This is a genomic window from Winogradskyella thalassocola (assembly GCF_900099995.1).
Lineage (GTDB): Bacteria > Bacteroidota > Bacteroidia > Flavobacteriales > Flavobacteriaceae > Winogradskyella > Winogradskyella thalassocola.
Map to the genome: position 1 here is coordinate 1 of NZ_FNCZ01000008.1, position 23,308 is coordinate 23,308.

Below are 23,308 nucleotides of genomic sequence, written 5' to 3' on the forward strand. Positions count from 1 at the left end.
GAGCATTGCAGGGTAGCTACGTTCGGAAGGGATAAGCGCTGAAAGCATATAAGCGCGAAACCCACCACAAGATGAGATTTCTTTAAAGGGTCGTGGAAGATTACCACGTTGATAGGCTATAGGTGTAAAGGCAGTAATGTCATAGCCGAGTAGTACTAATAACCCATAGGCTTATTGTCACTTCGACTTCGCTCGACAACCAGCAATGGTTAACGAGCGAGTCAGTTTTTTTATAAAGTATACATTACGATACATATTCATGTCATTTTTTCAATATGTCAACAATATTAGTGTTGATTATTTATAACAACCCAAGTTCTGATATCTATCAGAATAAAAATTTAAGGTGGTTATAGCGACGGGGCTCACCTCTAACCATTCCGAACAGAGTAGTTAAGCCCGTTTGCGCCGATGGTACTGCTTTACTGTGGAAGAGTAGGTCGCCGCCTTTTTTTATCGATGATAAATCGATATGTATTAAACCCTTACTAGTTATCTAGTAAGGGTTTTTTTGTTTTACACCTTTTTTTAAGCTCTATTTACAACTTGAAATAAAAAATCCCATCGAGAAATGAGATTTTTTTGCGTATAAGCACTTTTGATTTATAGATTTTCTTCAGAAACCTAACTTCTCTTTGTTTAAGGCTTAATCAATCTTGACATTATTAAACCAGTTAATCAGAAATGTGTTTTTCTACTGAATTGTGTTTCGTAGAATTGAGTAAGTAATAAGGGAAAATTAGAATTATTCTTTTTAGTTCACTAAAAGAGAAGCTGATTTGTTGATCCAGGAACTAAGAATCTAGATCATAGATCTGGTTAACCGCGCACAAAAGAATACGTGTTACTTTTTCTTCTTAAATATACTATCTAGAATTGTATTAATCCCAAGAAATAAGAACACTACAGCTGCGATACAAAGTATAAATGCTGTAATTAAAAGTGGTATATACAGTGGTTTCTCGCTATTGTCTAAGGCTAAATGCAATAACGTAGGTCCTGAAAACATAAACGCTAAACAAATTAGTAATCGTTTGAGGCCTTTAGCTAAAATGTCTCTATCTGTGCTATTATCTTCTTCCATGAGTGATACTTTCTCTAACGTTTTTATGCTTACTTAATAAAACCGATGCTTCTGTTTCAGAAACATTAAGTTCTGTCATAATCATTTTTATAGCTCTATTAACTAACTTATCATTACTAAGTTGCATGTCTACCATTTTATTACCTTTAACTTTATCCAATTTAATCATGGTAGTGGTGGTAATCATATTAAGCACAAGTTTTTGAGCAGTTCCTGCTTTCATTCTTGAACTTCCTGTTAAAAATTCTGGACCAACAATAACTTCAATTGGGAATTTGGCTGTTAAAGATAATGGACTATTAAAGTTACAAGTTATACAACCTGTTATGATATTATGTTCGTTGCATGTTTCTAATGCACTAATAACATATGGCGTAGTACCAGAAGCAGCAATACCTATAACAACATCGTTTTCAGAAATGTTATGGTCTACTAAGTCTTTCCAGCCTTGTGTAGTAGAATCTTCGGCATTTTCAACAGCTTTTCTAATGGCTATATCACCACCTGCGATTAAACCTATAACTAAATCGTGAGTAACTCCAAAAGTTGGTGGGCATTCCGAAGCATCTAAAATGCCTAACCTTCCACTAGTTCCTGCACCGATGTAAAATAGTCTCCCTCCATTTTTGAGTTTTGCAACAATTTGCTGGATAAGAGATTCTATTTGAGGTAATGCTTTTTCTACAGCTAAAGGAACAGTTTTGTCTTCTTTATTTATAGAGTTTATAATCTCGTTGATTGACATGTTTTCGAGATTATTATAGTTTGAGTCTTGCTCTGTTGTTTTTATAAAAGTCATGCTTTAAAGGTAAGAAATAATTTTGGCGGATAGGTTGCATTAGCGGTAGTAACGGCATCCTTTTTGCAAAAAAAAAATATTAAGGTGACGGATTGTATTATTGATAACAAAAATGTTATAAAGAAATCAGAACTGTCATCGCAAAAAGATATAGTGGATGACGCGACCCACTTTTTTGTGGGTAATGCCCAAGTGATTAATTTATTCAACAATATAAATTAATTCATCTACTTCTGATAATCTAAAATAACCATAAGGATAGTTATCGGGATTAGTTGTGTTTATGCAATTACCTCGCACTGTAGCGGGTTGTGTTTCAAACGGACCACCACCAGAATCACCGCCTTGTTGTAAAAGAATAAACATGAAATCGTAAAATTGGCTTGATATACCATAGTTTCTTATGGTAACGCTATCGCCAGATTCTAAATCTTCTTCAGTGTAGAATCCAAAAATTTCATTTCCGTCAGTAAACCTGTCGTCGTAAACGGATAAGGATGGTACAACTGGAATATCACTGATAAATTCGAAAAAATAGTAATTATTTATGCCTGATGGATCTGTATAATAGGCTTTAAGCTCTATGTCTTCGCCTGAAAAACCACCTTCATTATTTTGTTCTATATAATCAATAGGAACGACAGAGGTTAAGATTTCGGATGCCGTATAGATTTCGCCATTATAATTTATAATTAAATTATATGTCTCGTTTATAACAGGAATAAAAGTGTTGTTGTAATACATACCAGTATTATCCGTTTCTATAAAATTGAACGTATTGCCAGCAGTATCTGAAATTTGTACTGTTGCTCCATTGGCAGGTGGAATGCTATCCTCGAAAAAGGGGGCAGATAAGGATAATTTTATGCTTTGTTCGTTTCCTGTTGTATTTTTAAAATAATTTATGGATGCCTCAATGACTAATTTTGGTTCTGCATTGTTTAAATCAACGTCAATGACATCTTCACAATTTGTAAAAAGTAACACTATGAAACTTATATATATTAATTTTTTCATGATTTAAAATTTGAAATTATATGAGAAAGAAGGCACAATACCAAAAATGGATAAGCGCGTAGCTTCATTATTTCCTGTGTTTCTATTTTCACTAAAAGATATGCTTGCTGCATTTTTTCGGTTGTAGACATTGTATATTCCAAAGACCCATTCTCCTTTAAAGTTTTTTGTACTCTCAGGGTTAGGATTGTAATTTACAGCTATGTCTAAACGATGGTAGGATGGCAGCCTACTTGAATTTCTTGCTTCGTAATTTGGAATGATGATATCGTTGTATTGATATTGTCCGTTTGGAAACGTTGTGGGTTGGCCCGTTTGAAAAATAAGATTAGAACTAAACGACCATTTTTTGTTTAATTCATAACTTGCTGTCAGTGAAATGTCATGGGTTTTATCATATGGTGTGTTATACCATTCTCCATTGTTAATTCCGGTTTCTATGGCAGTTCTTCCAGGTGTTCTTTGTTCAGATTTTGAAAGTGTGTAGGCTAACCAACCCGTAAATTTTCCTTCATTTTTTTTAAGGAGAACTTCTAATCCGTAAGCTCTTCCTTCTCCATTTAATATAACTTGCTCTATGGCATTATTGGCAATTAAATCTGCACCATCAATGTAATCGATGCGATTCTGAATGGTCTTATAAAAACTTTCGACCTCTAAAGAATAAGCATTGTTTTTAAATGTTTTAAAATAACCAATAGCCACCTGATCTAATAATTGTGGCTTAATGTATTTTCCACTTGGAGTCCAAACATCTAAAGGTGTTGGTGAGCTTGTATTAGATAGTAAATGTAGATATTGACTCATACGATTGTAACTCGCTTTTACTGAAGAGTTATCATTTAATTGATAAGCTACTGCTAATCGAGGTTCGAGGTTGGCAAATGATTCTATAACATCGCTTCCATTATAAGTATATGTACCATTGGGTTCTGTTTTTTCATAAATTCCGATGGACTCGTTAAATGTTAGTGGGCTGTTATCTTCATAACGATTTAATTCATCTTGACCCATTCTGTGGAACATACTTAAACGTGCGCCATAACTCACAGATAATTTATCGCTTAATTTATGTTCAGCATCAATATATATAGCATTTTCAAAGGCATATTTATCTATAAGTTTAAAAGGATTAATACCTGAATCGTCGTTAATAGGTTTTATATCTCCAGGATTAAATTTGTAATACATACTATTTATACCGTATTCTAGCTTAAAGTTATTACTTATATAATGCTTAAAATCGTATTTGAGATTGAAGTTTTTGATTCCAGAAATCCAATCAAATCCAACAAAGCTTAATTTTAAACCATAATAGTAATCGGAATAAATAAGAGATAAATTAGAAAATATTTTGTCTGAATACAAATGGTTCCATCTAAAATTTAAAACTGAGTTTCCAAATGAATTTTCGAAACTATCAGAAATTTTAAACACATCGCGACCAAAGTAACCCGACAAGTAAATATTGTTATTTTCATTTATATTATAACTTAGTTTTGTATTTAAATCATAGAAATAAGCCACATTATCTAAGTCAATAAGAGGTAAGAAAAGGTGGGCATAGCTGCTACGACCACCAATTAGAAACGAACCTTTATCTTTTTTTATCGGACCTTCAGCTAATAAGCGACTTGAAATTAACCCAATGCCACCATTCATGTGAAACGATTTACTATTCCCTTCTTTTTGATATATATCTAAGACAGAAGACACGCGTCCACCATATTTTGCTGGAATACCACCTTTATATAATTTTAAATCTTTAATAGCATCAGGATTAAAAACGGAAAAGAAACCAAAGAGATGTGATGAGTTAAATATTGTTGCTTCATCTAAAAGAATTAGATTTTGATCTGCAGCACCACCTCTAACGTTAAATCCAGAAGAGCCTTCACCAGCATTGGTAACACCAGGAAGAAGTGTAATGGATTTTATAACATCGACTTCGCCTAAAACAACAGGCATATTCTTTATCGTTTTTATAGATAACGAATTGACGCTCATTTGTGGTTTTTTGATGTTTACTTTTTCAATATCTTCGGTAACAATGACTTCATCCAAGCTCTCGGCGGCTTCATCGAGTTTATAATTTTTAGTAAGATTATCATTAAGAATTATAGTTTCAGAAATGGTTTTATAACCTAAATAACTAATTTGAATCACATAGGTTCCTGCTGGTAAAGTAATAGAGTAGAAGCCATACTCATTTGAAACGGTTCCAGTTTGCTGATCAGGTAATATGATGTTAACTCCAATGAGTGTTTCATTACTTTGATTATCTGATACAGTTCCACTTAAAGTAAATTTATCTTGCGCTTGAAGGCCTAAAGTGTTCAATAAAAAGAAGATAAAAAATCCCCTTAGAAGTATTACCATAGTTGATGTTTTAATTGCTTGAAGTAATAATTGATTATTTTGTTTCACCAAATGTAATTTAAATTAAACAAAAAAAGCTTCCCGAAGGAAGCTTTTTAACATAACATTAATCTAATGTTATTATGAATTTATAATAGCATTAAAAGAATCACTTGGTCGCATTGCTTTAGAAATTAAATTTTCGTTTGGAAGATAGTACCCTTCAATATTTACAGGCTCTCCTTGGCAATCTATAAGTTCTTTTAAGATAGTATCTTCATTCCTAGATAAGGCATTGAAAACCGTTGTAAATTCAGTTTTTAATGCTGCATCTTTATCTTGGTTTGCAAGTGCTTCAGCCCAATAAAGTGCTAAGTAAAAATGACTTCCTCTGTTGTCTAATTCATTAACTTTTCTTGAAGGTCCTTTTCTGTTTTCTAATAATTTATCTGAAGCATCATCTAATGTTTCACCTAAAATACTTGCTTTTTTATTACTGTTGACTATAGAGAAATGCTCTAAAGAAACAGCTAAAGCTAAAAATTCGCCTAAAGAATCCCAACGTAAATGATCTTCTGAAAGAAATTGTTGAACATGCTTAGGTGCAGATCCACCAGCTCCGGTTTCAAACAAACCACCACCATTCATTAACGGAACAATAGACAGCATCTTTGCACTAGTACCAACTTCTAAAATCGGAAATAAATCAGTTAAATAATCTCTAAGGACATTTCCTGTTACAGAAATGGTATCTTTTCCTTCTTTGATTCGTTTTAATGTGAAATTAGTAGCATCAACTAATGATAAAATTCTAATATCTAAACCTTCAGTATCATGATCTTTTAAGTAAGTATTTACTTTTTTAATCAATTCTGCGTCATGTGCTCTTTTCTTATCTAACCAAAAAACAGTTGGTGTTTCAGTTGCTCTCGCTCTAGTTACAGCAAGTTTTACCCAATCTTGAATTGGTGCATCCTTAACTTGGCACATTCTCCAGATATCACCAGCCTCAACTTTATGACTTAATAAGACATTACCATTAGTATCTATGACCTCTACTTTTCCTTTAGAAGCGATTTCGAAGGTTTTATCATGAGAACCATATTCTTCAGCTTTTTGAGCCATCAATCCTACATTAGGAACTGTTCCCATTGTTGTTGGATCAAATGCTCCATGTTTTTTACAGAAATCAATCGTTGCACTATAAACACCAGCATAACTACTATCTGGAATTACTGCTTTTGTATCTTGTTGTTTTCCTTCTGCATTCCACATCTGACCAGAAGTTCTAATCATTGCTGGCATAGAGGCATCAATAATAACATCACTTGGTACATGAAGATTTGTAATCCCTCTATCAGAATTTACCATTGCGACATCTGCACCATGAGTTAATTCATAACGAATATCAGCTCTTATTTCATCGCGTTTTTCCTCTGGAAGTTCACTTAATTTTTCTAATAAGTTTCCAAATCCATTGTTTACATCAACACCAATTTTATCGAAAGTTTTTCCGTGTTTATCAAACAAATCTTTGAAGAACACACGTACAGCGTGACCAAAAATGATTGGGTCAGAAACTTTCATCATAGTTGCTTTCATGTGTAATGAAAACAATACACTTTTATCTAAAGCATCCTCAACTTGTTCCTCTAAAAACTCTAATAATGCTTTTTTGCTCATTATCGTTGCATCGATAATTTCGTCTTTAAGGATATCTAAACCTTCTTTTAAATAGGTCTTATTACCTTTAGCATCCGTATGAACAATACTTATAGTTGTTGCTTCTGGAAGTGTTATAGATTTTTCGTTGTGAGCAAAATCTCCTTTAGACATGGTGGCTACATGTGTTTTTGAATCTGAAGACCAAGCTCCCATGCTATGTGGATTCTTTTTCGCATAATTCTTAACGGCTTTAGGGGCACGTCTGTCTGAATTACCTTCTCTTAATACTGGATTTACAGCACTACCTTTAATTTTATCGTAACGAGATTTAATTTCTTTTTCAGAATCGTCTTTTGGTTCATCCGGATAATTAGGGATCTTAAAACCTTTTGATTGTAACTCTTCAATTGCAGCCATAAGTTGTGGAACGGAAGCGCTGATATTTGGTAATTTTATAATATTAGCTTCTGGTTGTTTTACCAATTCTGCTAATTCAGCTATGGCATCCGTTACTTTTTGATCGTCTGATAAAAAGTCTGGAAATGCTGCTAAAATTCTAGCAGCTAATGATATATCTTTTGTCTCTATAACAATACCTGAAGACTTCGTAAATGCTTCAACAATCGGTAAAAATGAACGCGTTGCTAAAGCTGGTGCTTCATCCGTTTTTGTATAAACAATCTTTGCTGTTTTTGTCATATGTCTTGTAAATAAAATGAATAAAAATTTGCTCGAAATTGAGCAGTGCGAATATACGAAAACGTTTGATTTTTATAGGTATAAGATTAATACTAAACACGATGAAATTTTAAGAAATTGATAAATAAACACTTAAAGTTCTTATTTAATCTGTTATCTTAATATTAAAGCTCTCTAATAAACCCGAAAGGTTTTCTTTTGAAAATGACGCTTGTTTAATTTGGTTTAAATTAGGATTAATATTGAAACTATATGCTGAAGTAAAATTTGAATGCTCAAGATTAGTTCGGTCGAAGATGGATTGGAATAAATCACAATCTTTAAAAGTGACATATTTTGCTTCAGTTTCATTGAAATCAACTTGATGCATTATGCAATTTAAAAAGCTCGTACGGTTAATTTTTAATTGATAAAAACTACTCAAATTTAATGTGCAGTTTATGAACTTGAAAGACAGTAAAAACGTATTACAATTTTGAAATAAAACACCTAAAATTTTACAACCAGTGAATGTTATATTGTCAAGTGTCGTATGCATAACATTGGCATTGCTAAAATTACAATCTACAAAATCACATTCAGAAAAGACAGTATTAGAAAGATCTGAATTTTCGAAATTACAATTGGTAAATGTACAGTTCGTATATTCCGCTTTATGTAGCGAATTTATAGTGTAATTCTGTGTTTTATAGTGCTGCTCTTCTATTAATTGTAGATTCATTTTACAAGAATACAAAAGATATTGGTCAATTTAAAAGAGTGATTACATTGAGTTTTACTTTATTCCCACTCAGAAATGTAAGAGTATATTTCTAGCTACTGAGATTCACATGTGTTATTACGTTTTAAACATGAATAAAATAAAAAGCCATATCACTCAGAAAAATCTGTGTTGACATGGCTTTCATAGAAACAGTACTTACGTGACCTATTTAGTTTTAGCTAACTCAGCTGAATGACCAAGGTCATCATCTTTTTCGGTTCAAGTGTTTCCGTTTCAAATCGAAACATTTCATATCTTTCAAAATGTATTGACCTGATATTACTGTGCTTCTTAGGTTTGTTTTTCTTGATGTTTTTCCTATAATCTTCAAATGAATGAATGTTAGGTCTAAAACATTGCTCGTCCTTTTCGTGTTCACTTTCGATTCCACTACTTCTTCGGAGCTTTTCACTTTACTAGGTTAACCTACTAAGCATGTTAAACCAATAAAGTTTCATGATCGTTTCACAAACACTTACCAACGTAAGTTGTTACGCAATCTCAAAAAACAACCTCAATACATAAAGAACGAATCTCTAGTAACAATTTAACATTAATTTGAAATAGAATTCAAAACCAAACGAGGTTTGTTGTTAATTGTTTTACTAAGTTAAGTAATTATTTTGAGTTCTACTATGTTTTTAACATTTTAGATATCAACACTTTATGAGCTAAGGTTATTAACAATTGTTAATAACCAAAAAAGCCTTCTTTATCAGAAGGCTTTTTATGGTAATATATAAGTTGGAATTATCTTCTAACTTCTTTGATTCTTGCTTTTTTACCAGTAAGACCTCTAAAGTAGAAAATTCTAGCTCTACGTACTTTACCACGTTTGTTAACTTCTACTTTTTGTAAAGCAGGTAGGTTAACTGGGAAGATACGTTCTACTCCAATTGTTCCTGACATTTTACGGATGGTAAACGTTTCAGAAGATCCACTTCCTTTACGTTGTAATACAACACCTCTAAAAAACTGTGTACGTACTTTTTCACCTTCTCTAATTTCGTAGTATACTGTGATTGTATCACCAGCACCAAATTCTGGAAAGTCCTTACGAGTTACAAATTCGTCTTGTACAAATTTTACTAAATCCATTTTGTTTTATTTATAATAGTTAATTCAAAGCAACATTCACGATTCTCGCCAGAGGTTGGTCTAAATTGGTTTGCAAAAGTAATACTTTTTTGTTTATTGGCAATACTTTGATTGGTAAATTTTATTGAGGTAATTTTAGGTTAATTCGTTGCGGTTATCTCAACCTTTTGAGGGGCTTTGATTTTGTTTTTTCGAAAATTCAGATAGTGCTAATACTATTAAACCAATTGCAAATATTAAATAGGATATGCTTTGAGCGATAGATGACATACCTTGAGTTAATAATAAGGTATCTATACTCTCTCTTCCTGCGAAAATATTTAGAATTAGACTACCTATATATGTAATGCATATTAGAATATTACCTATTAAAATTAGCCATGTTGCAAGAGTTCTTTGCTTTGTAAAAAGGATAATTGAGGCTACTAATACAATGAGCGTTGAAAAACTACTGATAATTTGGCCTATGGTAAAAAGAATCTCTGTAGAACTATCCATTATTTATAGTTTATTTTATTAATCTTCAAGTAGATCTGGTCGTCTTTCTTGAGTTCTTTTATAAGCTTGTTCTTCTCTCCATTTTTCAATTTTACCAAAGTTTCCGCTGAATAATACTTCTGGGACTTTCATTCCATCATATTCTCTAGGCTTCGTATAAATTGGAGGTGCCAATAAATTATCTTGAAAAGAGTCGGTTAGGGCAGAGGTTTCATTTCCTAAGACTCCAGGTATTAATCGGATCACAGCATCGCACAATACGGCTGCACCTAATTCACCGCCAGATAAAACATAATCTCCTATAGATATTTCGCGTGTTATAAATCTATCACGCACACGTTGATCTACTCCTTTATAATGTCCACATAAAATTATGATATTCTCTTTTAAAGACGTTTGGTTCGCAATACTTTGATTAAGCTGCTCTCCATCTGGAGTCATATAGATTATTTCGTCATAATTACGTTCTTGTTGTAATTTAGAAATGCACTTATCAATAGGTGCTATGGACATCACCATGCCTGCACCTCCACCAAACTGAGTGTCGTCTACAGATTTATAGCCACCGGTAGCATAATCTCTTAAATTATGAAAGTGGACTTCTACTAAACCAGCTTCAATTGCTCGCTTTAGAATAGAAGCTTCAAACGGACTTTTTAAAAGTTCAGGTAATACAGTTATGATGTCTATGCGCATGATTTCATTCTATGAGTTTGCAAAGATATGTTTAATTGATGTATTTTTTAGATAGTCTGTTGCACATGTTTTTAGTCTGTTATATTTTACAAAACATAACTCGTGGTAAGACATAAAAAAATCCGTAATTTAATTACGGATTTTATATGTTTAATAGGATGAACATTTATCTAAGACTTCTGCTTATTTAATTCGTCTTGTAATTGACGTCTTACTTTTTGCTCGCGCTCTAAGGCATTACGTCTGTGTTCTTCAAATTCAGATTCTACTTCTTCTAGTTTGTGTTTAGCTTCTCGCGTAGCGGAGTTACTTCCTTTAAATTTATAGATAAAGAATAATAGCAAGACTAATAAACCTCCAATAATGCTCCACATTAAAATCTTGTAGCTTGCTTTATTTGTTTGAATACCAAATAATGAAATATTGTCTTTTTCATCATTTGTAGCGTTTAACGTTGATTCTGTATTAGACAAGCTACTTTTTAAACTTTCAATTTCGCCAGCTTGTTTCTTTACAATTGCTTGGGTATCTACTAAATCTTTATGAACCGCTTTTAACGAATCTAAAGTGTGAGCTTTTAAAGCATATAACCATGTTTTTTTTACGGTTTTGTAGTCTTGCCAGCTATTTGAGCGTCTAATTACAAATTCGAATTGATTATCTATTGTACCACTGTTAAGAGATAATTTCTCTTCGTCGTCGTTATCGGTTTGTGCGATTACTGTTTGAAAACTAAATGTAACTAAAAGAATTACAATGACTTTTGTTAAGAATTTCATCTTAGAGGTAATTTTTGGTTGTGTTAGATTAATTGGTTGCCAAGATAATAATTTTATGAGGATATCATAAACAAATTATCAAACAAATAGCCTTTCAATAGTGAAAGGCATTTAATATACGGAAGAAAATATAGTTTAGATGTTCAATACTATAAGTCTATCCTTAGTTTTATTTCTGTTGCGTTATTAATTCACTATAAATCATATCGCTAATAATTAAGAAAATCTTGCCCAAAGACAAGATTTTCTTTTTTCCTTTTTCAGAACGTTCTAATAGTAAGCATAGCGTCTTACCTTAGAAATATACTTTGCGAGTCTAATGACTTGTTGGCTATACCCATATTCGTTATCGTACCATATATATAGTATTGCATTTTTTCCATCTTTTCTAACAATGGTTGCTTTACTGTCATAAATAGCAGGTGCAGAACTACCAATAATATCGCTAGAAACTAATTCGTCACTCATTTCGTATTTAATTTGCTCTACTAAATCACCTTCGAGTGCATACTTTTTCATAATTGTATTTAAACTAGCAACTGTAGTTTTATTATCTAGTTCTAAATTCAAAATAGCTAAAGAGCCGTTAGGTACAGGTACTCTAATGGCATTAGATGTTAATTTGCCTTCTAAAGCAGGTATGGCTTTACTTACCGCTTGACCAGCACCAGTTTCTGTAATGACCATATTTAATGCTGCAGCCCGACCTCGTCTGTATTTGCTATGGAAATTATCTACTAAGTTTTGATCATTTGTATAAGCGTGAATCGTTTCTAAATGTCCGGTTTTAATACCAAAAGAATCTTCAACAGCTTTTAAAACAGGTGTTATGGCATTGGTTGTACAAGACGCAGCCGAGAATATGTTAACCTTATCTGGATTATGCTCTAAATGATTAACTCCATGTACAATATTAGGTATACCTTTTCCTGGTGCAGTTAATAATACTTTCTCTACACCTTTGGCTTTTAAATGTCTGCTTAAAGCTGCTTTATCTCTAAACGCACCGGTGTTATCTATAACTAAAGCGTTATTTATGCCATATTTTGTGTAATCAATATCTTCTGGATCATTTGCTGAAATTACATTTACAGTCGTACCATTTATAATTAGCGCAGAATTTTTAATATCTGTACTTACCATACCAGAAAAATCACCATGTACAGAATCGTTTCTTAATAATGACGCACGCTTTTCTAAAACTGTTTCGTTGATATTTCCGCGTGTAACAATCGCTCTTAACCGTAATTGATTGCCTTTTCCTGTTCGTGTCATTAATTCACGCGCTACTAAACGACCAATTCTTCCAAAGCCATAGAGTATAACATCTTTAGGCTCAATGGCTTTGTTGTCTTTAGCTTTGCCTAATTTAGAAGCTACAAAAGCAGTGGCGTTACCATATTTCTGATCTTCTAAGTGAAATTCGTAAGTTAACTTCCCAATATCTAATTTTGCAGGTGGTAAGTTTAATGTGCTTATTGCTTGTGCAATTTCAACTGAATCAAAAATAGAGATTGGTTTCTGAACAAATTCACCCGCATACTCATGCAAGTTTAAAATTTCGCTCACATTTCGGTCTATTAATTGATTTCTGAATATGACAAGCTCAATAGACTTATCGTACCATAAATCGCTGATGATTTTAATAAATTCGACAGTTGCTCTGCGACGATCGGCTTGAAACGCTAACTCTTTTTCGTAAGTATCGTTAAATCCCATGTTTTCTTGGTTTAAGTGATTTAGATTTTGCGCAAAAGTAATATATTTCAAACGTTTTCGTAACACCTTTTGTCGAAAATAAAAACCCTTCAAAGAAATATACTTTGAAGGGTGATTTAAGGACTAAATTAAGGTTTTTTATCTAAAATGATAAACCACTTTTTCACCTTCTTTATTGATAACTTCAATTTGAAGCGGTTCATTAACACCACGTGTTTTTATAGCATTTTGAGCATCATCTATAGAATACAATTTTTTACCATTAATTTTAGTAATGATGCTGCCTTCTTCAACTCCATTTTTGTTCCAAGAAGTTTTATAATTTTCATCTAGTTTATTAATTTTTACTCCGTATTCTGTATTATGGCGTTTTAGTTCCTTTTCTGAAGCATTTTTAATAAGACCAATGGTTGGCAATGTATATATTGAAGGTTTTAATAACGTAACAGGAAGTATTTCTTCATCACCGTTTCTAAGTAAAGTAACATTTACGACATCATTTGGACTCTTAGTTTTTAAATATCCCGACAAATCAGAGAATTTATTAATTTCTACATTATCAATCTTTCTAATAATATCACCAGATTGAATACCAGCTTTTTCTGCACCTGTGCCTTCTTGTACCTCACTAACATAGAAGCCTTCTGTAGCCTTAACCTCTAATTTTTCTGCAGCTTCACTATTTAGTGCACCACCAGAAACACCAAGGATACCGTTTTGGACATTACCATATTCCATTATATCATTAACTATTTTGCGAGCAATATTACTTGGTACGGCAAACGAGTAACCAATATAAGAACCAGTTTGTGATGAAATCGCAGTGTTAATGCCTATAAGGTCTCCATTGGTATTAACCAAAGCACCACCTGAATTTCCTGGGTTAACGGCAGCATCAGTTTGTATAAAGGACTGCATATTCTGACCAGATAAATCTCTAGATTTTGCACTGATAATACCAGCGGTAACTGTAGAATTTAGATTAAATGGATTACCAACAGCTAAAACCCATTCTCCAATTTTTGCATTATCAGAATCCCCAAAAGCCATAAATGGTAAATCTTCATCAGCTTCAATTTTCAATAAAGCAATATCCGTAGTTTCATCTGTACCAATTAATTCAGCCATATATGATTTGTTGTTATTTAACGTAATGCTAATCTCGTTTGCATTTTTAATTACATGGTTGTTGGTGACAATATAACCTGTCGGCGAAATAATGACACCACTACCAGTACCAACTTGGGCACGTTGAGAACTACGACCATAAAAATAATCGCGCATACTTATTGGTGCATTTACAATGGCTGTGTTTTTTACATGCACAACAGAGTGTATCGACTTATCAGCAGCTTCAACAAAATTAGGGACTAATGTAGTGTTACTGTTTAAGGTATTTACGGTATTGTTAGTGGGCACAAACATGGGAAACTCAGACGACTGCTCAACAGCTATAGATTGTGTCTCATTCTCAACAAAAAATTTGTAACCACCCAAAGTCAATAGGCCACCTAATGCAGAAACAAATACCAATGTTATTATCTTCTTCATAATTTTCAGATTTAAGTTTAACTATTTAATTATTATTTTATGTTCAACTAACGATTAAAATTAGAAATTTATTGATTTCGTTTTTGATTTTAACGACTATTTAACGTCAAATTTAACGACCTCTTAACACCACAGAATACAGTCTAATATTCTTATATTTGTGGCTTATTAATTACTATGACATTTTATAAATATCAAGGAACAGGTAACGATTTTGTAATTGTAGATAATCGTTTACAGTTTATAGACAAAAAGGATACCAAACGTATTGCAACCATATGTGACAGACGTTTTGGCATAGGAGCTGATGGTTTTATACTGCTAGAAAATGATGAAAATGTAGATTTTAAAATGGTTTATTACAATGCAGATGGTAACGAAAGTACAATGTGTGGTAACGGTGGACGTTGTATTGTGGCGTTTGCAAAATTTTTAAATATCATTGAAAACGAAACAGAATTTATAGCTATTGATGGTCTTCATAAAGCTAAAATCGAAGAGGGTTTGGTGCATCTTCAAATGCAAGAGGTTTCGGAAATTGAATCTTTTGATAATCATTTATTTTTAGATACAGGCTCTCCACATCATGTAGAACTAGTTTCAGGATTAGCAGATTTTGAAGTTAAATCAAATGGAGCAAGAATAAGAAATGGTGCTCCTTATAATGAAGCCGGATCTAATGTGAATTTTGTAGAACAATTATCTGCGGAAAATTTTGCAGTGAGAACATACGAACGCGGAGTAGAAGATGAAACCTTATCGTGCGGTACAGGTGTCACAGCAGTTGCATTAGCCATGCATAAAAGTGGTAAAACAAAGGCTGATAAAATTAGTCTACAAACCCAAGGTGGTCCTTTAAATGTAACTTTTAGTACTAATGATAACGGTTATGATAATATTTGGTTAATAGGACCAGCTGAGCAGGTTTTTAAAGGTGAAATTGAATGGTAAACTTAAGAGGAGAACATATTTATTTAAGAGCTTTAGAACCTGAAGATTTAGACTTTGTTTACCGTATTGAAAATGATACGTCACTTTGGGAATTAAGTGATACACAAACACCTTATTCAAGATTTTTAATAAAGCAATATCTTAAAAATGCACAGCAAGACATTTTTGAAGCGAAACAATTGCGATTAGCTATTTGTGATTCTAAGGATAACACTATTGGTTTAATTGATGTGTTTGAATTTGACATTAAAAATAAACGTGCTGGTATCGGTATCCTTATTCAAGATGAAGAAAACAGAAATCAAGGTTACGGTAAAGAAGCCTTAGAGTTATTAGTAAATTATTGTTTTGAAACCTTGCATTTACATCAGGTTTATGCTAATATTTCTGAAAGTAACTTAGCAAGTTTAAAACTTTTTGAAACTAATGGTTTTCAAAAAATAGGATTAAAAAAAGATTGGAGTTTCGATGGTAAAATCTATACCAACGAATATATTTTACAACGAATTAACGATTAATTATGTACATTAAAAAAATTCTTTGGGCTGTTGCTCTCATTGGTTTAGCAGTCTGTGGCGGATTTGCTTACTATATTTATGGAACGATGTTTTCGCCAAATACCACTTTCGAAAATGAAGCAGCCTATATTTATGTGCCAACTAACGCAACGTATTCTGAAGTTAGATCGCAATTAGAACCACTTTTAAAAGATATTGGGGCTTTTGATGCTTTAGCAAAACAGAAAAAGTACGTCACCAATATTAAGGCTGGTCGGTTTGCTATTACAAAAGGCATGAATAATAATGATATTATTAATTCTATCCGAAGTAAAAATCTTCCCGTTAAAATAGCATTCAACAATCAACACAGTATAAAAGATTTAGCGGGAAGAATAAGTATGCAGATTGAAGCTGATAGTTTAACCTTAGAAAAGGTAATGATGGATGAGTCATTTCTATCTGATAACGGATTTTCAAAAGCGACAGCATTAGGTATGTATTTGCCAAATAGCTATGAGTTTTTCTGGAATACTTCAGCTGAAACATTCAGAGATAGAATGTTAGTAGAGTACAATCGTTTTTGGACAGAGGCTAGAAAAGCGAAAGCTAAAAAATTGAATTTAACTCCAAATGAAGTTATTACCCTAGCATCTATTGTGCATGAAGAGTCTAAACAAGCAGACGAGCAACCAAGAGTGGCAGGTGTGTATTTAAATAGACTACGAATAGGTATGCCATTACAAGCCGATCCTACTTTAAAGTTTGCTGCGTATCAGTTACCACAATATCAAAACACCATTATTAGACGTGTATTAAACATTCATAAGGACATTAACTCTCCATATAATACATATAAAAATACAGGTTTACCTCCTGGGCTTATTGCAATGCCAGATTTGTCTGCGATAAAAGCCGTTTTAAACCCAGAATCTCATAGTTACCTTTATTTTGCTGCAGATGCTAAGCGTATAGGTTATCATAAGTTCGCGAAAACATTGGGGCAACATAATAACAATGCGAGAGAATATCATAGGTATTTGTCATCTCAAGGGATTAATAAGTAAGATTTGAAGCGAGCTTTTGTCTATATTATAGTTATCTTTTTGGCAAATGCGTCGGTTTTTTCACAATCTAAACTCAATAATTTTTTAAAGCCTAGCGATACGTTAAACGCATCGCGTAGAAATGCCGTTGTAATTTCTGAAGCTGCATTAGCGACAACAACCTTAGTTGGATTAAATCAATTATGGTATGCCGATTATCCACGTTCAAATTTTAAAACCTTGAACGATAGTGGAGAGTGGCTGCAAATGGATAAATTAGGACATGCGTTTTCTTCATATCAATTAGGTAGGCTAGGTGCTAACACGCTAAACTGGGCTGGAGTTAGTAAAAAAGATCAATTACTTTATGGTTCTACACTAGGTCTAGGCTTTTTAACGGCTGTTGAAATTATGGACGGGTTTTCTGAAGAATGGGGATTTTCTTGGTCAGATATGGCAGCCAATACAGCAGGAACAGGATTACATGTTGGACAAGAGTTACTTTGGGAAGAACAACGTATTGTACTAAAGTATTCGTTTCATAGAACATCATTCGCAAAGCAACGACCAAATAAGCTAGGTAGTGGTTTGGCAGAAGAGTTTTTAAAAGATTATAATGGACAAACGTATTGGTTAAGTGCAAATATCAATTCATTTTTAAAAACAGAATCGATTCCTAATTGGTTGAACGTCGCTTTTGGGTATGGTGCAGAAGGGATGTTAACTGGTGAAGCTCAAGATCCGCTATTTTTAAACCAAAATAGAACACGTCAATATTACTTAAGTTTGGATATTGATTTAACCCGAATTGAAACAAATTCTCACTTCCTAAAAACATTATTTGACGTTTTTAACGTTATTAAGGTGCCATTTCCGACACTAGAAATGAACGGCAATGGTCGGATAAAATGGCACTATATCTACTTTTAAGTTAAAAAATTAACACTTAATCGGTTGATTTTCAGTAATTGAAAAAATGTCGTATATTTGCACGCGAATTTTGTATGATAGTTTTGGGGAACTATTTTACTGTAAAAATTTAGCTGTTATGATTAAAAGTAGCGTTAAGAATATAGTAATACCATTTTCAATTTGTGTACTTATGGCATTAGCCTTGTATCCAAGTTCATCTCTCAATCCTGAGTCGTATTCTACGGAAGGATTAGAACTCAACTATAATATTTCTGAAGATTTTGCTATGGTTTCTAAAGACCATGCTGTTAAGTACAATATGTTTACTCCGTATTTAGGTAAATCTTTTGAAGGCTTTAAGGAAGCTTTAGCTTTTAAAGAATCTGGAGGAGATTATTTTACAGTTAATACTCTAGGGTATTTAGGTAAATATCAGTTTGGTGCAGAAACCTTAAAATTAATAGGTATATATACGCCTAATCAATTTTTGTATAATCCAGAATTACAAGAAAAAGCGTTTATAGCAAATGCGGAACGTAATAAATGGGTGCTTAGAAAAGACATTAAACGTTTTGAAGGGAAGCATATTTCAGGTGTTAAAATTACTGAATCGGGTATATTAGCAGCAGCACACTTAGCTGGTCCAGGAAATGTGAAGAAATTTTTACGTAGCTATGGAGGTCATAATCTTTCGGATGCTTATGGTTCTTCTGTGAGGTACTATATGAAAAAGTTTTCAGGTTATGACACGTCTATGATTGCCCCAGATAAGAAGGCTAGAGTTACTTTATAAATTATTCATTTACTGTTTAAATTGGAGTTATTAAGGTATTGTATAGGTCTGTCTTTCGATTTAAGTTTTTTGTTTAACTCTTTTCTGCTCTATACATTTGGCTAAAACATATTGCAACTTAGTTATTCTGCCAAGTCACATAGAACCTTTAAAGAATGGTTTAGTAACTTGACGTAACTAATTTAATCTTTCTGAATAATAAATATAGCAGGTCTTTTTTGAAGATCTTCTTTATTGTGTTTCCAATCGTTTGCTGTTTTTGTTTTTATAAACTCACTGGGTAACGTTAAATCGCATGCGACACAAACTCTTGTGCTAGGGTGAAGTATACTCGTTAAGTCTTCGAGCATTTTCATATTTCTATAAGGAGTTTCAATAAAAATCTGTGACTGGTTATGGTCAGAAGATAAACGTTCTAAAGTCTTTAGTTTTGCTTTTCGTTCAGTTTTATCAATTGGTAAATAACCATTAAAAGTAAAACTTTGCCCATTCATTCCTGAAGCCATTAAGGCCAGTAATATTGACGACGGACCAACAAGGGGTACGACTTTAATATCCATTTGATGCGCTAAAGCCGCAATATCTGCTCCTGGATCTGCAATTGCCGGACAACCAGCTTCAGAAAGTAAACCGATTGACACTCCTTCTAAACAAGGGTTTAAAAAGGTATTACGTTCAGCTTCGGTAGTATATTTATTAAGGACTTGAAGCTTTAGTGAGGGTTGTGATTTACCAGGTGAAATACGTTTTATAAAACGACGTGCTGTCTTTTCGTTTTCAACAATGTAAAAATCAATATCCTCAACAATTTTTTTAATTGAAATAGGTAAAACTTCTAATGGTGGATTATCACCTAATCGTGTAGGTATAAGATATAATTTTCCTTTGGTGTTGCTCATTAATGTATAACTAGTTTATGTGTGCTTTGTTTTCCGTTTTCAATATTTATATTTAAAATATAAATTCCGCTAGATAATTCTATGGTATTAACAGTTTGTATAATTTCTCCAGTACGATTAATCGATTTTACCTTTTTACCGTGTATGTCGTAAATAGATATGTCAGTTAATAAATCTGAATTATTATTGGTACCAAAATTAATATGAAAATTGTTTTTTGTGGGATTCGGGTAAACCGTTATCTCTGATAACAAAAGATCATTACTACTCAAAGTAGTGTCTGTAAGTTTATAAATTTTACCTTCAGCGAGATCTGAAACATAAATTTCACCATTCACATCTTCACCAAATGCCGACCATTGTCCAGAAAATTGCTTAAAGCTTTTATTCCAAACGTCATTAGTTTCATCATAAATCAAATATCCAATTTCCTGACTGCAAAAGTCAGCAAAAAAATACCAACCATAAAGATTCGGATATTGGGTGCCTCTATATCTATAGCCGCCAGTAATTGAGCATTTAGGTTCTCCATCACCAAAATGGTTATAACCATCAATAGGAAAAGTAAAAGTACTTTGATCTGCACAACCAGTAGTGTCATAAGGCTCATTGCCTTCGTAGCATCTCCAACCATAGTTTAGCCCTGTTGCTGCGTTTTCAGTAGAAACTTTGTTGATTTCTTCGTAGGTGCCTTGTCCAACATCCGCTATCCATTGATCGCCATTTAAACGATCAAAAGAAAATTTCCAAGGATTTCTTAGTCCGTAAGCCCAAATTTCGTGTCTTGCATTAGAATCTTCAATAAATGGATTATCCGCTGGTATACTGTAGTTTTCAGTCTCAGTTGGAATATCAATATTTAACCGTAAGATTTTGCCTAATAAGCTTAATTTATTTTGTGAGCGGTTTTCAGGATCTCCTCCAGAGCCACCATCACCAGAAGATATATAAAGATAACCGTCAGACCCAAATGCTAAATCTCCACCATTGTGGTTTGAATACGGTTGGTCGTAAGAAATGATTACGGATTCAGAATCAGGATCTGCGACTTCAGGATTTGTTGAGTCCGTTGTAAACCTTGAAATTACAGTATCTCCTGAATTATTGATGTAGTTTATAAAAAAATAGCCATTGGTTGCATAATCGGGATGAAAAGCCAAGCCGAGTAGGCCTCTTTCATTTCCAGAGTTAATTACAAGATCATTAATATCTAAAAATGGTGTCTCTTGTAATGCGCCAGAAGCATCAATTATTTTTATGACACCTCCTTGCTCTACTATAAAGAGCCTGTCATCACCTGCGTGTTTAATATTAACGGGATTGTTTAAATTAGAAGTAATCAGTTCCAACTCTAGTTCTTGAGCATAAGAATACGTAATGAATAAGAATGCTGTAAATAAAAACGCTGTAGTAGATTTCATAATTTACGAATAGTTAAGGTACTAATTTACAAAAAATGACGTCTATTAGAGTTGAAAAGGTTAAGTATTAGTCAATTAGTTTCTTAATCAATATGTCACACGTTTCATTTATAAGATTAAAAACATACTCAAAACCGTCTTGGCCTCCGTAATAAGGATCTGGCATATTTTTGTTTTCAATCAAAGTATTGCCTTCAAGAAACAGTTCTACTTTGTTTATATCCTCCGCGTTTCTAGCTAAATGAATAATGTCATTATAGTTAGATTGATCCATGACGTAAATAAAATCAAAAGTATCAAAATCGGACACTTTAAATTGTCTGGCATTTTGAGCGCTAATATCTAAACCATTTTGTTTAGCAACAGAAATGGAGCGTTTATCGGGTGCATTGCCAATATGATAAGCAGCTGTACCAGCAGAATCAATATAGAAAAGGTCTTCAGGAAGTTTAGATTGCATGATGCCATGAGCTAATGGCGAACGGCAAATGTTACCTAAGCACACCATTAAGATACGAGTCATACTAAAAATGTAATTAAAGGGCTAATTTTTTAGATAAGTCTTCAACGTATTTTCTGAATTGCTTATCTGTTGAAGATAAATTATCTACAGTTTTACAGGCATGTAATACAGTGGCATGGTCGCGTTGTCCAATTTGAGAACCAATACTAGCTAAAGATGCTTTTGTGTATTTTTTAGCGAAAAACATGGCTAATTGACGTGCTTGAACAATGTGACGTTTACGTGTTTTAGATTGAAGTGTGTTAACATCCATTTGAAAGTAATCGGAAACCACTTTTTGAATGTAGTCAATAGAAACTTCACGCTTCGTATTCTTAACAAACTTCTCTACAATATCTTTTGCAAGATTAATTGTAATTTCTTTTTTGTTGAAAGACGATTGCGCTATTAGTGAAATAATGGCACCTTCAAGCTCTCTAACATTAGTTTTAATATGCTTAGCAACATATTCTATAATGTCATCTTGCATTTCAACACCGTCTCTGTAAAGTTTATTTTTTAGAATAGAAACTCTAGTTTCAAAATCAGGCGTTTGTAATTCTGCAGAAAGTCCCCATTTAAAACGCGATAATAGGCGTTGTTCAATATCTTGCATGTCTACAGGAGCTTTGTCACTTGTTAAAATAACTTGCTTTCCGTTTTGGTGTAAGTGATTGAATATATGAAAGAAGACATCTTGCGTACCTGTTTTACCAGATAAGAACTGTACATCATCTATAATTAGAACATCTATAATTTGATAGAAATGAATAAAATCGTTTCTATTATTCTTTTTTACGGAGTCTATATATTGTTGTGTGAATTTTTCAGCAGAAATATATAAAACTGTTTTTTCAGGATATTTATCTTTAATATCAACACCAATAGCGTGTGCTAAATGTGTTTTTCCTAAACCAACACCACCAAAAATTAAAAGCGGATTAAAAGATGTGCCTCCTGGTTTGTTAGCAACTGCAATTCCTGCATTTCTTGCTAAACGGTTAGAGTCACCTTCTAAGAAATTTTCAAAACTATAACTTGGATTAAGTTGCGATTCGATTTTTACATTTCTAATTCCAGGAATTATAAATGGATTTCTAAGTTCAGGGCTTTTATTATTAAAAGGGACATCTACATCTTGAGATTTTAAAGCCGAGCGGTTTGCGCTTGGAATCTTTTCTGTAAAAGGTTGCTTGTTGCCATAGGTGTTTTCCATTTTAATAACGTACACCAATTTAGCATCTGCACCTAACTCTTTTGTTAGTGAAACCTTTAATATTTTTACATAATGCTCTTCTAACCATTCGTAGAAAAATTTACTTGGAACTTGAATGCTCAATGCATTACCCGAAAGTTTAACAGCATCTATAGGTTCAAACCAAGTTTTATAGGCTTGTGGTTGTATATTATCTTTTATAAAAGCGAGACAATTACTCCATACAGATTGCGCTGTGATCTCCATTCGTTAAGTTAGGTTTTTCGTTGTTAGTTATATTAGCAAAAAAAAAGAGAATTGGAATTCTCTAGTAGTTTTCAACAGGACAAATATGTGAACAAAATT

At 32.9% G+C, this 23,308-nt stretch carries 21 protein-coding genes and 2 rRNA genes; 7 read left to right on the forward strand and 16 right to left on the reverse strand.

The genetic code is table 11. The features are described from left to right. Both BLT80_RS15640 and rrf read left to right on the forward strand, forming a co-directional pair. A 23S ribosomal RNA gene (locus BLT80_RS15640) occupies window positions 1–179 on the forward strand; the annotation flags it as partial. A gap of 163 nt (window positions 180–342) precedes the next feature. Continuing rightward, window positions 343–452 (forward strand): 5S ribosomal RNA (gene rrf, locus BLT80_RS15645). A 392-nt stretch (window positions 453–844) separates the two neighbouring features. Here the strand turns inward: rrf and BLT80_RS15650 are convergent. From BLT80_RS15650 to BLT80_RS15705, 12 genes are all read right to left on the reverse strand, one after another. Continuing rightward, entirely contained in the window at window positions 845–1,084 is a 240-nt protein-coding gene (locus BLT80_RS15650) for a DUF6095 family protein (protein ID WP_092469682.1), read from the reverse strand. Next, entirely contained in the window at window positions 1,071–1,883 is an 813-nt protein-coding gene (murQ, locus tag BLT80_RS15655) for an N-acetylmuramic acid 6-phosphate etherase (RefSeq protein WP_092469684.1), read from the reverse strand. The genes BLT80_RS15650 and murQ overlap by 14 nt, the downstream gene beginning before the upstream one ends. Before the next feature lie 201 nt (window positions 1,884–2,084). Beyond that, window positions 2,085–2,900 carry a DUF4249 domain-containing protein gene (locus BLT80_RS15660; RefSeq protein WP_092469686.1) on the reverse strand — a complete coding sequence of 272 codons (816 nt, stop codon included), beginning with the start codon at window positions 2,898–2,900 and terminating at the stop codon, window positions 2,085–2,087. Between the two features lie 3 nt (window positions 2,901–2,903). Beyond that, window positions 2,904–5,279: a TonB-dependent receptor gene (locus BLT80_RS15665; RefSeq protein ID WP_092469959.1), complete on the reverse strand. Its 2,376-nt coding sequence runs from the start codon at window positions 5,277–5,279 to the stop codon at window positions 2,904–2,906. Between the two features lie 120 nt (window positions 5,280–5,399). After that, entirely contained in the window at window positions 5,400–7,622 is a 2,223-nt protein-coding gene (locus tag BLT80_RS15670; protein WP_092469688.1) for an NADP-dependent isocitrate dehydrogenase, read from the reverse strand. Between the two features lie 145 nt (window positions 7,623–7,767). Beyond that, the gene (locus BLT80_RS15675; RefSeq protein ID WP_092469690.1) at window positions 7,768–8,343 is read right to left on the reverse strand and encodes a pentapeptide repeat-containing protein; all 576 of its coding nucleotides are present in this window, start codon (window positions 8,341–8,343) and stop codon (window positions 7,768–7,770) included. Between the two features lie 792 nt (window positions 8,344–9,135). Continuing rightward, window positions 9,136–9,483 (reverse strand): 50S ribosomal protein L19, encoded by a 348-nt coding sequence (gene rplS / locus BLT80_RS15680; RefSeq protein WP_092469692.1) that lies wholly within the window; start codon window positions 9,481–9,483, stop codon window positions 9,136–9,138. A 159-nt stretch (window positions 9,484–9,642) separates the two neighbouring features. Beyond that, entirely contained in the window at window positions 9,643–9,981 is a 339-nt protein-coding gene (locus BLT80_RS15685; RefSeq protein WP_092469694.1) for a hypothetical protein, read from the reverse strand. Window positions 9,982–9,999: 18 nt separating this feature from the next. Continuing rightward, complete coding sequence (trmD, locus tag BLT80_RS15690) at window positions 10,000–10,677, reverse strand: tRNA (guanosine(37)-N1)-methyltransferase TrmD (RefSeq protein WP_092469696.1); 678 nt, start codon at window positions 10,675–10,677, stop codon at window positions 10,000–10,002. Window positions 10,678–10,847: 170 nt separating this feature from the next. After that, entirely contained in the window at window positions 10,848–11,456 is a 609-nt protein-coding gene (locus tag BLT80_RS15695) for a tRNA (guanine-N1)-methyltransferase (protein ID WP_092469698.1), read from the reverse strand. A gap of 270 nt (window positions 11,457–11,726) precedes the next feature. After that, the gene (locus tag BLT80_RS15700) at window positions 11,727–13,175 is read right to left on the reverse strand and encodes a glyceraldehyde-3-phosphate dehydrogenase (RefSeq protein ID WP_092469700.1); all 1,449 of its coding nucleotides are present in this window, start codon (window positions 13,173–13,175) and stop codon (window positions 11,727–11,729) included. A gap of 138 nt (window positions 13,176–13,313) precedes the next feature. Continuing rightward, complete coding sequence (locus tag BLT80_RS15705; protein ID WP_092469702.1) at window positions 13,314–14,726, reverse strand: trypsin-like peptidase domain-containing protein; 1,413 nt, start codon at window positions 14,724–14,726, stop codon at window positions 13,314–13,316. A 171-nt stretch (window positions 14,727–14,897) separates the two neighbouring features. On the opposite strand from BLT80_RS15705, the gene dapF reads away from it, so the two are divergent. The 5 genes from dapF to BLT80_RS15730 all read left to right on the forward strand — a co-directional run bounded on the left by dapF (window position 14,898) and on the right by BLT80_RS15730 (window position 18,925). Further along, window positions 14,898–15,677 (forward strand): diaminopimelate epimerase, encoded by a 780-nt coding sequence (gene dapF / locus BLT80_RS15710; RefSeq protein ID WP_217630764.1) that lies wholly within the window; start codon window positions 14,898–14,900, stop codon window positions 15,675–15,677. Continuing rightward, a complete protein-coding gene (locus BLT80_RS15715) occupies window positions 15,671–16,195 on the forward strand; it encodes a GNAT family N-acetyltransferase (RefSeq protein WP_092469706.1) in 525 nt (174 codons plus the stop codon). The genes dapF and BLT80_RS15715 overlap by 7 nt, the downstream gene beginning before the upstream one ends. Window positions 16,196–16,197: 2 nt before the next feature. Next, window positions 16,198–17,241, forward strand: coding sequence for an endolytic transglycosylase MltG (mltG, locus tag BLT80_RS15720; protein WP_092469708.1), 1,044 nt, complete (start codon window positions 16,198–16,200; stop codon window positions 17,239–17,241). 3 nt (window positions 17,242–17,244) lie between these two features. Next, on the forward strand, window positions 17,245–18,150 hold the full coding sequence (locus tag BLT80_RS15725) for a DUF2279 domain-containing protein (RefSeq protein WP_175455628.1): 906 nt from the start codon (window positions 17,245–17,247) through the stop codon (window positions 18,148–18,150). Between the two features lie 118 nt (window positions 18,151–18,268). After that, the gene (locus tag BLT80_RS15730; protein WP_092469961.1) at window positions 18,269–18,925 is read left to right on the forward strand and encodes a peptidoglycan-binding protein LysM; all 657 of its coding nucleotides are present in this window, start codon (window positions 18,269–18,271) and stop codon (window positions 18,923–18,925) included. Window positions 18,926–19,107: 182 nt separating this feature from the next. Here the strand turns inward: BLT80_RS15730 and BLT80_RS15735 are convergent, their stop codons facing one another. The 4 genes from BLT80_RS15735 to dnaA form a co-directional block, all read right to left on the reverse strand. Further along, on the reverse strand, window positions 19,108–19,824 hold the full coding sequence (locus BLT80_RS15735; RefSeq protein ID WP_092469712.1) for an SAM-dependent methyltransferase: 717 nt from the start codon (window positions 19,822–19,824) through the stop codon (window positions 19,108–19,110). Then, window positions 19,824–21,245, reverse strand: a complete 1,422-nt coding sequence (locus BLT80_RS15740) for a PQQ-dependent sugar dehydrogenase (RefSeq protein WP_092469714.1) — start codon at window positions 21,243–21,245, stop codon at window positions 19,824–19,826. Before BLT80_RS15740 ends, BLT80_RS15735 begins: the two co-directional genes overlap by 1 nt. Window positions 21,246–21,312: 67 nt before the next feature. Next, entirely contained in the window at window positions 21,313–21,768 is a 456-nt protein-coding gene (locus BLT80_RS15745; RefSeq protein WP_092469716.1) for a low molecular weight protein-tyrosine-phosphatase, read from the reverse strand. 13 nt (window positions 21,769–21,781) lie between these two features. Next, a complete protein-coding gene (gene dnaA / locus BLT80_RS15750; protein WP_092469718.1) occupies window positions 21,782–23,209 on the reverse strand; it encodes a chromosomal replication initiator protein DnaA in 1,428 nt (475 codons plus the stop codon). Window positions 23,210–23,308: the final 99 nt, after the last annotated feature.

Coding starts and splice junctions, on each gene's coding strand:
- BLT80_RS15730 (WP_092469961.1), top strand. CDS start 18,269: ATGATTAAAAGTAGCGTTAAGAATATAGTAATACCATTTTCAATTTGT.
- BLT80_RS15665 (WP_092469959.1), bottom strand. CDS start 5,279: ATGGTAATACTTCTAAGGGGATTTTTTATCTTCTTTTTATTGAACACT.
- trmD (WP_092469696.1), bottom strand. CDS start 10,677: ATGCGCATAGACATCATAACTGTATTACCTGAACTTTTAAAAAGTCCG.
- dnaA (WP_092469718.1), bottom strand. CDS start 23,209: ATGGAGATCACAGCGCAATCTGTATGGAGTAATTGTCTCGCTTTTATA.
- BLT80_RS15745 (WP_092469716.1), bottom strand. CDS start 21,768: ATGACTCGTATCTTAATGGTGTGCTTAGGTAACATTTGCCGTTCGCCA.
- BLT80_RS15740 (WP_092469714.1), bottom strand. CDS start 21,245: ATGAAATCTACTACAGCGTTTTTATTTACAGCATTCTTATTCATTACG.
- BLT80_RS15715 (WP_092469706.1), top strand. CDS start 15,671: ATGGTAAACTTAAGAGGAGAACATATTTATTTAAGAGCTTTAGAACCT.
- mltG (WP_092469708.1), top strand. CDS start 16,198: ATGTACATTAAAAAAATTCTTTGGGCTGTTGCTCTCATTGGTTTAGCA.
- BLT80_RS15670 (WP_092469688.1), bottom strand. CDS start 7,622: ATGACAAAAACAGCAAAGATTGTTTATACAAAAACGGATGAAGCACCA.
- BLT80_RS15650 (WP_092469682.1), bottom strand. CDS start 1,084: ATGGAAGAAGATAATAGCACAGATAGAGACATTTTAGCTAAAGGCCTC.
- BLT80_RS15735 (WP_092469712.1), bottom strand. CDS start 19,824: ATGAGCAACACCAAAGGAAAATTATATCTTATACCTACACGATTAGGT.
- BLT80_RS15705 (WP_092469702.1), bottom strand. CDS start 14,726: ATGAAGAAGATAATAACATTGGTATTTGTTTCTGCATTAGGTGGCCTA.
- BLT80_RS15675 (WP_092469690.1), bottom strand. CDS start 8,343: ATGAATCTACAATTAATAGAAGAGCAGCACTATAAAACACAGAATTAC.
- murQ (WP_092469684.1), bottom strand. CDS start 1,883: ATGACTTTTATAAAAACAACAGAGCAAGACTCAAACTATAATAATCTC.
- rplS (WP_092469692.1), bottom strand. CDS start 9,483: ATGGATTTAGTAAAATTTGTACAAGACGAATTTGTAACTCGTAAGGAC.
- BLT80_RS15695 (WP_092469698.1), bottom strand. CDS start 11,456: ATGAAATTCTTAACAAAAGTCATTGTAATTCTTTTAGTTACATTTAGT.
- BLT80_RS15685 (WP_092469694.1), bottom strand. CDS start 9,981: ATGGATAGTTCTACAGAGATTCTTTTTACCATAGGCCAAATTATCAGT.
- BLT80_RS15660 (WP_092469686.1), bottom strand. CDS start 2,900: ATGAAAAAATTAATATATATAAGTTTCATAGTGTTACTTTTTACAAAT.
- BLT80_RS15700 (WP_092469700.1), bottom strand. CDS start 13,175: ATGGGATTTAACGATACTTACGAAAAAGAGTTAGCGTTTCAAGCCGAT.